Below are 12,986 nucleotides of genomic sequence, written 5' to 3'. Positions count from 1 at the left end.
CCGTGGCGCGCTCTCGGTGCAGCGCCGGAACCTGGCAGGCTGTAGCACCGGGCGGGCCGCAGACGTAGGCGTCCGCGTCGGCGGGCAGAGTGAGCGCCGAGAGATCCACCCGGCCGCGCCGGGAGCCGGTTCCTCGTACCAGATTTCGACGGTGGCCTGCTCGAGCCGGGCCGCGAGGTCGTGCAGCCGGCACGATAGGGCTATGGCGCGACTCGACTATCAGGCTCTCAACTCCACCATGCGGGACAGCGCCGGGCTGTGCGGCCACACGTTCCCGATCGCCCATCGACTCGGAGCGTGAGATTGGGTTTCAGGTGGAGCTTGCACGACTCCCGGTCCGGCCGCTGATGCTGCCTGGCGGGCTGGAAGGAGGCCCGCCGGCACAGAGCACCTGAGCTACCGGGCAGGCACGATCGGAGTGGCCCCGCCGGGACCCGGTGCGGGCGGAACCAGCGCACCGGCAGGCGTATTCGTACTGGGTGCCGGTCGCGCGGGCGGGGGAGCCAGCATCTGCAGTGGCAGCGGTGTCTGCGGCACCGCGGGCCCGCCTCGCCCCTTCGGTGCATCGCCGCACGCGGGGTTTGTTGCCGCACCAGGTGCTTCGCTGCACGCCGAGGGCGGATCGGCCGGAACGATAGGTTCGGCGGATGCGGTCGCCGCGGCGACGAGCAGCGAAACCGATGTTCCGGCGGGCGCGATCCAGCGCCGCCACCCCGGCATCCGGATCACAGCCATATCGGGTCACCGTAGACCGCGACCGAATTGTCGGCTGTGGCAGTGGATATGGACACGATCGCGAACGAGCGCAGGCTCACCGCACCCGCGCACGCATCGATCTTGATCTGCACCTGATCGACGGAGATCGAACCATGCGGCCCTGCAAGCGTTTTCGTGCCGAACGTGATGGTGCTGATGGTGCCGGGCTTGATGGTTGTCGACATGTTCGGCAGGGCCAGCGCGCTGCCGCCGAGCGCGAGACCGGGCGAGGGAGCGACGGTCACCATCGCGTTCGGGCCGATCGCCGCGGAGATTCCGACGGTGAGTCCGTTGGACACATCGGCCTGGCAGCCGATCTGATATCCCAGCTGCAACGTCCCGGAATTCACCGCCTCCCGGCCCGCGCCACCGATATCGGCTGCCGCCGACAACGTGACGAACCCTTCGCGGGTGAATGGCGTCGCGGCCAGGTTGGGTACGCGTTGCACGTCTTCCGCGGTCTTGCTGATCTGCAACTCCCAGCCGTCCTCGGTGGTGACGACGCGAGATTTGTCCGCCACTTGATCAGCGGTCGCGGTGGCGGCGGTCATGCCGAACGCCGTGGTAGCGGCGATGCCGAGCATCGCGATGGTCGAGCCCTTCAACGAAATCCTTAGTCCTAGTAACAGTCAGACGCCATAGTACGGGCTCGGTGTCGCGCTCCAGCACCGAGCGAGCGCCCCCATTGTTGGGCAGTCGCTCTTCGAATGCCGAGCGTTCTCGCTCGCGCTGGTTCCCTCGGAAGACGCACGGACACAAGAGATCACGATGACAGGGAAGTTGTTCCGGAACCTTTTCCAGCCGAAAGGTGATAGTGCCGCGGCTGGATCTTACTTGCGGATGAAGACGCCGAGCTGTTCGGTGTTGTAGTACTCGAGCGTGAGCTCGGTCCCGTCGAAAGTCGCCTGCGATACGGTGCCTGGATTGGCGTTCTCCCCGGTCGGGGTGAAGACAAAGGTGTTGCCGTTCCAATGTTTCAGCGGGAAAGTCATGTTCCTCGGACCCAAGGTGAGGGTCAGGGAATTAGCGATGACACTGACCGTCGCCGGGCCGTAATAGGCGTTGTCATAGGTGCCCGCATAACTCGGCAGCGGTTGCGCCGGAATCGGATCGGAGGGTGGCTGTTTGCCGACCAGTGCGCCGGTCGGCGCGCTGATCGGTTGGAATGCCGTCCGGTACAGCGTGCGCCAGTCCTGTTGCACCTTTCCGAATTGGACCAGGTCGGCGAACTCGGCATTCAGCGTTTCCGCCACGCCGATCGGCGTCGCGTTGGTCAACGTCACGATGCCGACGTCGGCGGACGGGATCAGCGTGAACGCGGTGCCCGCACCCAGACCGAATGCACCGGAATGACCGAGTACCACCCGGCCCGCGGCGGAGTCGCTGACATTGAAGCCGAACCCGTAGAACCCGGCGCGCGCGTCCGGCGTTTTCGGCGGCGCCGAGACCACCTGTGGGGAGAGGGCGGGCAGCAGATCCTCCGGTGGCACGAGCACTGAGCCGCCCGCGGAACCGTTCGCCAGCACCATCGCCATCCATTTGCCCAGGTCGGCGACGGACGAACTGACCCCACCCGCGGGAGACTGCGCGTCCGGCTGACGCGGCGGGTTCGCGACCGCGTACTTGCCGTCGATCAGGACGTGCCCCTCGGCGCGATTGGCGCGGGCGATGAAGTCGGCGTAGCGCGAACTGGTCGACTCCATTCCGAGCGGATCGTAGATGGTCTGCTCGGACAACCTCTCCCAGTCGGTGCCCGCGGCCGATGCCACGGCGACGGCGGCGGCGGTCAGGCCGAAGTTGGTGTACTCGTAGGAGTCCCGGAAGGCGCCCAGCGGCAGCAGGCGTAGCCGGTCGAGCACCTGCTGACGGTCGTAGCCGAGGTCTTCCAGCAGGTCACCGGCGTGATCGGGGAGCCCGGAGCGGTGCGCGTACAAGTCCCCGATGGTGACGTGCTCGGTGACGTACGGATCGGCGAGCGCGAACGACGGCAGCAGCCTGCGCACCGGGGTGTCCCACTCGACGCCACCGGCGGCGATCCGGCGGGCGACGACTGTCGCGCCGATCGGCTTGGAGACCGACGCGAGCTGAAAGACCGTGTCCGCGTCCACCTTCTCCTTGGTGACGATGTTTCGGACACCGAATCCCTTGCTGTATACGACTTTTCCGCCGTGCACGACGGCGACCGCCATGCCGGGGATGCCGGAGGATTCGAGCAGCCCTTCGGCGAGTTCGTCCAGTTCGGCCACCGCGTCGTCGATCCGTCCGTCCGGGATCGCCACTCCGGCAACCTGATTGGGCATCGTCGAGTTGGTCGGTGTATCGGTTGCGGGGGAGGAGGCCGAATCGTCGTCGCCGCATCCGGTCACGGCAAGAACGACGGCGGTCGCCATCGTCATCGGACCGAGCAGCGCGCGCCGGAGTGTGCTCAAGGATCGCCTCCTGGCTCTCGTAGCGATAAAAGGCCAGTTAAAGGCTAGTTGAGGCGAGGTTGCTGCGCGGAAGGTTGGAGTATCTCGTTCCGACGGGGATCGTCTGGTCGCCCGGCCCCCAGGCTGCTCGCCCACCTCTGCTGGGCGGGCGAACGTATCGTCCGGCAGGCTGGTGCAGACGCCGCTGAGCGAACCTCGATGACAATGAGGGCGAAGTCAGCTGGGCAAGTCGAAGAGCGGAATCGTGGGCGTCGCGACAGGGAAACCCGCCGTGAAATGGGCGCCCGGTCGTGACACCGGGCGCCTCGCTCCTATCCGGCAGCCGGTGTCTCCCGGACCTCGACGATCGGAAGCACCAGCGCCGCAGGCGAACTCGACGGAACCGCCGGGTTGACCGGCGCGATCGGGGCGATCCGCCGATATCCAGCGCCGATCGGAGGCCGCGTATCCACCTCGCCCTTGTTCGGCCAATACGCCGCCGCCCGCTCGGCCTGTGCGGTGATGGTCAACGAGGGGTTCACGCCCAGGTTGGCCGATACCGCCGCACCGTCGACGACGCTGAGCGTGGGGTAGCCGTACACGCGGTGGTAGCCATCGATCACGCCGTGCTCGGCGTCGGCGCCGATCACCGCGCCGCCGAGGAAGTGGGCCGTGAGCGGAATGTTGACGATTTCACCCCAGCTGCCGCCGGGGATGCCGCCGATTTTCTCGGCGACCCGCCTGGTGACGTCGTTGCCGACGGGAATCCAGGTCGGATTGGGCTCGCCGTGCCCTTGCTTGCTGGTGAGTTTGCGGCCGAACAGTCCGCGCTTGGTGTAGGTGGTGATCGAATTGTCCAGATGCTGCATGACCAGCGAGATGATGGTGCGCTCGCTCCAGTTCTTGGTGCTCAGGAAGCTGAGCAGGTCCATCGGATGCCGCAGCACCATGCCGAGGAAGCGCAGCCAGCGCGGGATGCGGCCGCCGCCGTCGACCATGAGCGTCTGCAGCAGGCCCATGGAGTTGGAGCCTTTGCCGTAACGGACCGGCTCGATGTGGGTGTCGGGTGTGGGGTGGATCGAGGAGGTGATCGCGACACCCTTGGTGAAGTCGGAGCCAGGGGTGACCTTCTTGGTCGCAGCGCCGACGATCGACTCGGAGTTGGTACGCGTCAGCACGCCGAGCCGGTCCGACAGACCCGGCAGCACACCCTTGTCGCGCATCGCGAACAGCAGCTTCTGCGTGCCGCGTGTTCCGGCGGCGAGGACCACGTGCGCCGCGGTGAACGTCTGCGGGTTCTTGCGCACCCAGGCGCCGGTGCGGACGGTGGACACATCCCAGGTCCCGTCGGGGTGCGGCCGGATCGCGGTGACCGTCGTCATCGGGATGACCTCGGCGCCGGCTTTTTCGGCGAGGTAGAGGTAGTTCTTGACGAGGGTGTTCTTCGCGCCGTACTTGCAGCCCACCATGCAGTCGCCGCATTCGACGCAGCCGGTGCGGTCGGGGCCGGCGCCGCCGAAGTACGGGTCGGACACGGTCTTTCCCGGCTCACCGAAGAACACGCCCACCGGCGTCTGTACAAACGTGTCGCCGACGCCCATGTCGTCGGCGACGGACTTGAAGACTTCGTCGGCAGGCGTCATGTGCGGATTGCGCACCACGCCGAGCATCTTCTGCGCCCGCTCGTAGTACGGGGTCAGCTCCTCGTGCCAGTCGGTGATGTCGCGCCACTGGGCATCCCGGAAGAACGGCTCCGGCGGCACGTACAGGGTGTTCGCGTAGTTGAGCGAGCCGCCGCCGACACCGGCGCCGCCGAGGATGAGGACGTTACGCAGCGGATGGATGCGCTGGATGCCGTAGCAGCCGAGCGCGGGCGCCCAGAGGAACTTCTTCAGCTCCCAGCTGGTCTTGGGCAGTTCGTCGTCGGCGAAGCGGCGGCCCGCCTCCAGCACGCCGACTTTGTACCCTTTCTCCACCAGCCGAAGCGCCGTTACGCTGCCGCCGAACCCCGAACCGACGATCAGCACGTCGAAATCGGTCGTCCGCTGGTCCATGTGGAACTCCTCATCGTGTCGCCAGTGACAGGGCTAACACTACTCCCGGGTAAGTAACGGTTCGCAAGTCGATCTGGACTACTTCGCCGCCGTATGGAGGGGCCGTACGCTCCCGTCGTTGTGGCGTAAGAGCGATGCTCTCAATAGTTGACATCGCTCTCTATGGAGAGCAAGGTGTCTGATATGCCGACGACACCCCGCGCCCGCGCCAGGGCTCAGACCATGACCGACATCGTCCGGATCGGACGCGAACACCTGGCGACCGACGGCGCCGCCGCACTCTCCCTGCGAGCCGTGGCGCGCGACCTCGGGGTGGTTTCCTCGGCTGTCTACCGTTACGTCCGCAGTCGCGACGAACTGCTCACCCTGCTCGTGGTGGACGGCTACAACGCACTCGGCGACGCGGTGGACGCCGCGCTGGCCGACGCCGCGGACGATCCGATCGACCGGCTGCGCGTCCTCGGCCGCACCGTGCGCAGGTGGGCGCTGGCCGAACCGGCACGCTACGGTCTGCTGTTCGGCACGCCGGTGCCCGGCTACGAAGCCCCAGCGGCGGAGACCGTCGCGCCGGGTACGCGGGTGATCGCCACCATGCAAACCCTGTTCGCCCGCGCCTATGCGACGGGCAAGCTGGCGTCGCCGAGCCGGGAGCCGCGCGTATCGGCTCCGCTGGCAGGCAGTTTCGCGCGGATCCGGGACGAGTTCCAGCTCGAGCTGCCCGACTGGCTGGTGGTGCGCGGCGTGACGTTCTGGGTCGGCTTGTTCGGCGCGGTGAGCGCGGACGTCTTCGACATGTACGGCCTCGACACCTTTGCCGACCGCGACGAATTGTTCGAACACCAACTCGACGCGCTGTTGGACATGCTCGGTCATCGCGGCTGACCTGCCATGCGTTCGGGCAGTCCCGACCAGCCGATCGCCGAGTGGCGCATATGGGACAACGGGGACCGAGCGCGATGTCGAATTCGGCTATGTTGCGATGGAACGCGTGACGGATCACGACGAACGATTGCCTGCCTCGCCGGGACCCCGGGCCCCGCTCGCCTGGGCGCACCGGATCGGCGCGCGGATTCCCCTGGTCAACGCTCCGATGGGCGGCGTGGCGGGCGGACGGCTCGCCGCGGCGGTGACCGCCGCTGGTGGCCTCGGCATGATCGGAATGGGCAGTGCCGGATCGGTCGCAGCGCTGGAACGAGAACTGCCGCAGGTCCGCGGCGTCGACGGTCCGTTCGGCATCGGCCTGGTCGACTGGGTGGTCGCGGCGGAGCCGGAATTGCTGGAGGTCGCGATCGCGGCGCGGCCTGCGTTGATCTCGGTGAGTTTCGGCACCGATCTCGGGTGGGCCACCCGCGTCACCGACGCGGGGATCGTCGCGGCCACTCAGGTCTACAGCGCGCAGGACGCACGGCGTGCGCAGGACGCGGGTGTCGGTGTCCTGGTGGCCCGTGGTGTGGAAGGCGGTGGTCATGGCGCTGTGAACTCGACGTTGCCGCCACTCCTGGACGCGGTGCTGAACGTCGCGTCGGTTCCGGTGCTCGCGGCGGGCGGAATCGGCACACCGTCGAGCTTGGCCGCCGTGCTGCGAGCGGGCGCGACCGGAGCATGGCTGGGCACCTGTCTCGCGGCCTGCGAGGAATCGTCGCTGTCGGAGGCGGGCCGGCGGGCGCTACTCGCGGCGCGTGCCGAGGACACCGTTCTTACCCGCGCATACGACGTAGGGACGGAACTGCCTTGGCCCGCACGCTTTCCCGCCCGGGTGCTGCGAACCGAGTTCACCGATCGGTGGACCGGTCGGGAGGACGAGCTGGCCGCGGATCAGTCCGCGCGAGCGGCGCTGGCCGCGGCGATCGCCGCCGGAGATCCCGCTGTGGCGCCGATCGACGCGGGTGAGGGCGTCGGTCTGGTCACCGCGGTGGAACCGGCCGCGCGAGTGCTCGATCGGCTCTGGTCCGGCGCGACCGCGCACCTTGCGGACGGACCGGCCGACCGATAGCCGACGGGTTCAGTCCTCGCTGCTCACTCGGTCGCCGACGAAACGGATCAGGCCGGGATCGGCGGAGGTCAGCCGGTCGACTTCCTCGCCGCCGGTGCACGGGAAGAGTGCGATGGTGACCGCGCCGGAGCGGCGGCCGACCACCCGCCAGACCCCACCGGAGTCGTGCCAGCGGCGCAGCACCGCGACGGGATCGTCGGACATCCTCTGCTTCCTCTCGGTGGCGCTTGCCGGGTCCTCGAGAACGTGTCACCGCGGGACCGCGACGGGGTCGGAACAGCTGGCGGGCACGTCGACGAATGAGCAGTCCTTCGGCGCGCGGGTGGGCCGATAGTCGGGCGCGACGCCGCCGGATCGAGTGATGGCCGAATATGCCGCCACCGCGTCGGTCGGTTTGCGGGTCAATGCGGGATCGGTCAGCACGTCGACGGTGTAGAGGCCGAAGCGCGGTGTGTAGGAACCCCACTCGTAATTGTCGGTGAGGCTCCAGTAGTTGTAACCGATCAGGTTCATGCCGTCGGCCTTGGCACGCTGGAGCCAGTAGACGGTGTCGCGGACCGAATCGGCACGGCTGTATCCATCCGCACGCGGCATGCCGTTCTCCGTGGGCATGCCGTTCTCGACGATGTAGAGCGGCTTGCCGGGGAATTGGCGCGAATAGTGTTGCAGCGCATAGTAGATGCCCTCTGGCTGCAAGGGATTCTTCCACAGCTCCGTGAAGTTCATCGTGCCCGTGACGGTGTCGGGGGACAGGCCGTAATAGTAATCGATGCCGATGTAGTCGAGTCCGGCGCTGATCTTGTCGACCAGCGGCTTGTTCACCACGTCCTCGCCGCCGGGTATATAGGCGACGTTGCTGGTTACCATCGCATTCGGTTGTACGCGGTGGATGTAGTCGTAGATGCTGTTGTGCGCCTGGGCAATCCGATCCTGCATGGCGAGCACCGAGGTCGGCGCGAGTCCGCCGTGGCGCAGCTCGTTGACGAGATAGAACGTGGGCTCGTTGAACGTCACCCACAGCGGGTTGTACGAGGCGTAGCGGTCCACGACGGCACGCGCGTTGGCCAGCCAGTCCTCCACGATGCCCGGGTTGTTCCATCCACCGCGGTCGACCGCCCATCCCGGATACACCCAGTGATCGATGGTGAGCATCGGGCGCATGCCCGCGGCCGTGATCGCGGCGACCACGTTGTCGTAGAACGTCAGCCCGTCCGGGTCCCACTGACCGGGCTCGGGCTGGAGACGGGCCCACTCGATGCCGACCCGATAGACCTTGACGCCCAGGTCGGCCGCCAGGGCGATATCCGACCGGTAGCGCGTGTAGAAGTCGATCGAATCCCGGTATGGGTCAGTAGTTTTTCCAGATGCGACGTAGCGGGACCAGTTGCTGTCGGGGGCATGACCCTCCGATTGGTATCCGGACGCGGCGACGCCCCACAGAAAGTCCGGGCTCATCGGCGCTACCTGTGCCGGTGGCGCGGGCCGCGCGGACGCATGCGTGGTGCTCCCGACGAATGCCGCGGTGACTGCCGCGAGCACGGCCACGACGTGGCGGCGACGGTGTGATCGCATCGAACTCCTGTTCCGAGACGGGCGACGGGCGCTCGTTGATCTCCGGTACGGGGGACCGGGCAGGGCGGGTACCACGGGGATCAGGGTAACTGGTCAATTGTCCGTTTTTGTCGAAGTGGGGGAGAGGATTTGTGTGGTCGGCCTTGTCGCTGGGATGGGGGAGAGTCGCGCGACTTCGGGCAGGCGTGCTGCAAGCCTTCCAAAGGACGCGGGGCAGCCTCTGATAGGCATCTAGTTACGTAGATATTCGCATTTAACAATGTATTAACCCAGCCCACCCAACAGATCTCCACGCACCCCTCACGACCAAAACAAGCCGCCAGGAGGGAAGGGGGCCGGGGCGGGGCGCTATCCCAGCGCGGGAGGAACGGATGGCGCGGCGAAGGTTGCTTGTGAGATGCCCCTCGGTCCCGGCTCGTCGATTCATCGTGATACCAGGGCCGTGTGAGGATTCGAGCATGGTCTCGAACACCCGTTCCGCAGCGAATTCGCCACGAAAGTGGGTTCATAGCGCGTTAGCCTACCGCGCGCCGGATCCGCCTGGCTTACGCCATGCGTTGGACAAGGGGTGTCGCGAGCCAGCCGGAAGCAGCGGATGAGACTCCCCGGTCAACGCCACAAGCGCCTCGACCACGTCGAGCAGACCGGCCTTCGTATAGGTGAAGGTCGTGGGACCTGACGATCTCCTGCCCTCTTCGTGGCCGGCGTAGGCTCGCGCGACCGACAGGCCGAACTCGCGTTCGACAAAGGTCAGCGTTGTGTGCCGGATCCAATGCGCGGAGATGCCGAGCGCAGCTGCCCAGGGATGGATCCGCTTGATGCGTTTGAACAGCCCGTCGAGGCGTCGTTCCCCGACCGGCCTTCCGTTGCGGTATCGAAGAACATGCCGTGTTGCGTCTGCGCCGCCGCGGGAATCGACATGTTCGAGGATCGTCTGCATCAGAGTGGGGGAGACAGGCTGCCATCTGGTGGTGCCTCCCTTCTCTCGAAGACGTAGGAGGCAGTCTTCGACGTTGAGGTCATCGACCGTGAGACCTAGGAGACCGCCGCGGCGACAAGCGGTTTCGATTAGAATCCGCAGGATCAGAGCGTCGAGTGGTCGGTCGTTGCCGGTCGTGGCTGCGATGCGACCGACGTCGATGATCTGCTCAAGGGCGAGGGCATGTCGTGGACTCGGGAGCTGTCGCGCTCTCTTCACTCTTGTTGAGGGATTGTCGAGCGGATGGATCAACCTGTCATGTTCGGCGTGGCTATAAAGCTTACGGATGGCTGAAACCAACGTGGCCGCAGCGCCCACTCCGCCGCGGGAGTTCGATCGTCCGACAGCGGCCGCGCGTGCCCGATGTTCGCTGATAAGTTGTTCGATCTCGGTGTATGTGGGCTCGGTGATCGGTCGGTCGCCCCACTTCTCCTCTACAACCTTCCAGTAGGTGCCGTAGGCCTTCACCGTCGCTTCAGGTGCCGAGGCCGAAACCTGTGCGATGTATTGCTGGAACGTCGGAGCGGGGCCTAGCCGTGCCGATTCGACGACAAGGTCTTCGAGTTTGAGCCCAAGTCTGGCGATCAGATGCAACGCAGTACTGACGTCATCGGATGTCACTGTGGCCCCCAGAGGTCGGGTCGGAACTGTGAGAGAGCGGCGGCGACCACGGGGGTGGTGTACACGACGAGTTGATGGTGGGTCAGGGATGCCATGAGTAGGAGCCGGTCGCCGGCTCGTATGCCACAGGCGTGCCGGATGTCGGCTGGAAGGTGGATGTAGCCGGTGGGGCCGACTGCCCAGCGACCGTCGTCGGATGGGTGCACGATTGCGAGCTGGCCTTGGTGCGTGATTGTCACCGGTTGGCCTGGATGCCAGTCCAGCTTCCGGATGGCCGATCGATCGCTGACGCGACCGCGTTGGTCGATGGTTGCTGTCGCGCAGTGTGCGACTCCGACAGGAGTCTCGATGATTGCAGTGGGGTAGTCGAAGGGAATCCCCGGAAACTGGACCACACGCGGTGCCGCACTGAAGAGGTTATCGAATCCCACTATCGATTCGTCGTGGCGCCGCGAGATCCTTCGATGATGTCTGGCCGATTTCAAAGATGGGTTCGTGCAACGTGTTTTCGGGACAGTCGACGGCAGTGGACAGGGGTGCTCGGGCTGGTCTTGGCTCATGGAACGTTCGCTCACCTAGGAGGCCCAGCGAGATGTCGCACCGCGCGGCGGGCAGCTGCCAGCAGCCATCGTGTAGGCACGGAGCGTGGGAAGCAGGTTCCTCTTGGACGACGCAATCGAGAAGGAGTAGGGGTGGTCGTCCTGGCCAGACGGGCGCATCGGGCCGGCGACCGTGCCTGCCCCGCTGGCTTGTGTGCTGAGCCTCCCCAGCCCCGAGCGGATTCGATGCAACGTCGATGACTGCATTCGCATACGCAAAACCTCCACCACCTCAAAGTAAATCGCGCAGCGTTTTGACCATCTCGACACAACGCGAGTCAAGCTGCGAGAGCATGCTTGCCATCAACGACGATTCGCTACTGGCGTCGCAGATGGTATGTACGGCAACGGCTTATTGCTTCCAAGCATTCATTCGCGGCGGGTGGGCAGTCAATAGTTTCGGCGTGTACACCGTGGGTGATTTTTTCAGATATTCACCCAGTGTGGGTGCCATTTTCGGCATGCGGAACCGACTGAAGGCGCGACAGAACGCCCCAGTGGCGCTAACCGGGTAGGCAACTGCGGGCAAGGTGTCCGGGCTGGCCGCCTGCTTGTCAGGCGGTATTCAGCCGAGAATGTTCGGCGTTCTGAGGGCTGGGCCAATTCGCCCGTGCTCGAGCGAGTCGGCTGCATCGGGCAGGTGGATCTCCACTGTTGGCGCGGGTCGGTAGAGTGAGTACGTCTTGAGCAGTCCGGGCGGGAAGTGGGCGTCGGTTTGCCGAGTTTGGTAGATGTCGTCTTGGCCAGTCTCGGGGTTGAATATTCCGACGGTTGTATCGTCGATGATCTCCTGCAATGGGTCGTTCTTCCATAGTCTTTCGAAATACGGCGATCTCGCGCAGGCTTCGTAGACCTCGGCGAATCGGACTGGGTCGGCGAGGGGGCGGTATATTCGCAGGCCGAAGAGCATTACCCACACGCGCTCGAATCGATTTCTGATTCTGGCGGATTCAGCCGCATTGAGCATCACGTCGATAATGTTGACGACGCGTTTCGAGCCTCTGGGTGCTGGCCGCAGCATGGGGAAGATGCGACACCACGGCTCGTTCGCGGCGCCGGGTGGAAGATCGAAGAATGGTAGCCCTTGGAAGCACGCAGGCTCTTTGAAGGTTTCGAGGTAGGCGAGGTCGTCGTCGGTGATTTCTGGCCAGTCTGCAGGGGAGATCCGATGCAGATCAGGCGCGACCAATGCCTTCATGACGTCCGCGAGATACCACGGGACGTTCAGCTCCTCGATGAGTAGCTCGATGTAGGTGTCGGAGGGTGTGCGTTCGTCGTAGATCCATTTCTGGACTGTATTGGGGGAGGAATCGAGCAGTGCGCCTAGCTGTGTCAGGGTCAGGCCCTGTTCGTTGCCGCGGGGCGAGAGGTCTCGGACCTTCTCTGGCACGACGCTGGTCAAACGGACCCAGTTGATGTATTCCCCCAGCGTAGACGGGCTTTTTCGGACGCCCAGTGGCTGTATATGCTCGACTAACTTCCTCATTACTGCCTTGATCCTTCTGTGATGCTGCCCTCGTAATCGCCTCCCGTAGTCGCAGGACCGACCGAACCTGATCAACCGTCGCCCTGACAGTGGCGCAGGTTGCTCAACAATGGTCTGGCCGGACCAGCCACCGGAGCTGGCCTTCACACAGTCGACGACCTACTCGCCGCTTCCCGTGCCTGCACCGCCACGCGGGCAGTCGACGAAACGTCCTCAAGCGATGGGGCGAAGCTGTCGCGCAATTCGCGTACTGCCTGTGCGCCGTCGCTGAGCCTCTGACCGGCCCAGGTCTGAGGCTCAGCCTGACTGGCGTCGAATCGACTCCTTGTGGTCCAGCACCACACAATGCACTGACCGGCCGCCATGCGGTTCCCGTCGACGTTGTGAGCCCTGAGATTCCCCCGTTTTCCGGAGGGCTCCGATGTGTGGTCCGATAGGACCGGAAGGAGTCATCTGTGGCAGCACCGAGGAAGTATCCCGACGAGTTGAGGGCTCGCGCGGTCCGGTTGTACCGGGAG

The 12,986-nt window shown here is 65.4% G+C and carries 9 protein-coding genes; 2 read left to right on the top strand and 7 right to left on the bottom strand.

The window, feature by feature from the left end:
• Positions 1-725: 725 nt before the first annotated feature.
• The 3 genes from IU459_RS34775 to IU459_RS34765 form a co-directional block, all read right to left on the bottom strand.
• The gene (locus tag IU459_RS34775) at positions 726-1,361 is read right to left on the bottom strand and encodes an MspA family porin (RefSeq protein WP_228838936.1); all 636 of its coding nucleotides are present in this window, start codon (positions 1,359-1,361) and stop codon (positions 726-728) included.
• Between the two features lie 225 nt (positions 1,362-1,586).
• Positions 1,587-3,152: a serine hydrolase gene (locus tag IU459_RS34770; protein WP_195133846.1), complete on the bottom strand. Its 1,566-nt coding sequence runs from the start codon at positions 3,150-3,152 to the stop codon at positions 1,587-1,589.
• Positions 3,153-3,496: 344 nt separating this feature from the next.
• Positions 3,497-5,218, bottom strand: a complete 1,722-nt coding sequence (locus IU459_RS34765; protein WP_195133843.1) for a GMC oxidoreductase — start codon at positions 5,216-5,218, stop codon at positions 3,497-3,499.
• Positions 5,219-5,401: 183 nt separating this feature from the next.
• Between IU459_RS34765 and IU459_RS34760 the strand changes: the two genes are divergently transcribed.
• Together IU459_RS34760 and IU459_RS34755 are read left to right on the top strand one after the other, a co-directional pair.
• The gene (locus IU459_RS34760; RefSeq protein WP_195133842.1) at positions 5,402-6,100 is read left to right on the top strand and encodes a TetR/AcrR family transcriptional regulator; all 699 of its coding nucleotides are present in this window, start codon (positions 5,402-5,404) and stop codon (positions 6,098-6,100) included.
• A 97-nt stretch (positions 6,101-6,197) separates the two neighbouring features.
• Positions 6,198-7,211: an NAD(P)H-dependent flavin oxidoreductase gene (locus tag IU459_RS34755; protein ID WP_195133841.1), complete on the top strand. Its 1,014-nt coding sequence runs from the start codon at positions 6,198-6,200 to the stop codon at positions 7,209-7,211.
• Positions 7,212-7,220: 9 nt separating this feature from the next.
• Here the strand turns inward: IU459_RS34755 and IU459_RS34750 are convergent, their stop codons facing one another.
• From IU459_RS34750 to IU459_RS34735, 4 genes are all read right to left on the bottom strand, one after another.
• Entirely contained in the window at positions 7,221-7,415 is a 195-nt protein-coding gene (locus IU459_RS34750) for a hypothetical protein (protein WP_195133840.1), read from the bottom strand.
• A 45-nt stretch (positions 7,416-7,460) separates the two neighbouring features.
• A complete protein-coding gene (locus tag IU459_RS34745; RefSeq protein WP_195133839.1) occupies positions 7,461-8,783 on the bottom strand; it encodes a family 1 glycosylhydrolase in 1,323 nt (440 codons plus the stop codon).
• 520 nt (positions 8,784-9,303) lie between these two features.
• Positions 9,304-10,383: a tyrosine-type recombinase/integrase gene (locus tag IU459_RS34740; RefSeq protein ID WP_324199143.1), complete on the bottom strand. Its 1,080-nt coding sequence runs from the start codon at positions 10,381-10,383 to the stop codon at positions 9,304-9,306.
• Between the two features lie 1,164 nt (positions 10,384-11,547).
• Complete coding sequence (locus IU459_RS34735; RefSeq protein ID WP_195133838.1) at positions 11,548-12,468, bottom strand: helix-turn-helix domain-containing protein; 921 nt, start codon at positions 12,466-12,468, stop codon at positions 11,548-11,550.
• Positions 12,469-12,986 lie beyond the last annotated feature (518 nt).

Source organism: Nocardia amamiensis (genome assembly GCF_015477605.1).
GTDB lineage: Bacteria > Actinomycetota > Actinomycetes > Mycobacteriales > Mycobacteriaceae > Nocardia > Nocardia amamiensis_A.
This window is presented reverse-complemented; position numbering and strand designations above follow the sequence as displayed.

Excerpts from the sequence above, each read along its gene's own strand:
- IU459_RS34765 (WP_195133843.1), bottom strand. The coding sequence starts at position 5,218 with ATGGACCAGCGGACGACCGATTTCGACGTGCTGATCGTCGGTTCGGGG.
- IU459_RS34750 (WP_195133840.1), bottom strand. The coding sequence starts at position 7,415 with ATGTCCGACGATCCCGTCGCGGTGCTGCGCCGCTGGCACGACTCCGGT.
- IU459_RS34745 (WP_195133839.1), bottom strand. The coding sequence starts at position 8,783 with ATGCGATCACACCGTCGCCGCCACGTCGTGGCCGTGCTCGCGGCAGTC.
- IU459_RS34770 (WP_195133846.1), bottom strand. The coding sequence starts at position 3,152 with ATGACGATGGCGACCGCCGTCGTTCTTGCCGTGACCGGATGCGGCGAC.
- IU459_RS34735 (WP_195133838.1), bottom strand. The coding sequence starts at position 12,468 with ATGAGGAAGTTAGTCGAGCATATACAGCCACTGGGCGTCCGAAAAAGC.
- IU459_RS34755 (WP_195133841.1), top strand. The coding sequence starts at position 6,198 with ATGGAACGCGTGACGGATCACGACGAACGATTGCCTGCCTCGCCGGGA.
- IU459_RS34760 (WP_195133842.1), top strand. The coding sequence starts at position 5,402 with ATGCCGACGACACCCCGCGCCCGCGCCAGGGCTCAGACCATGACCGAC.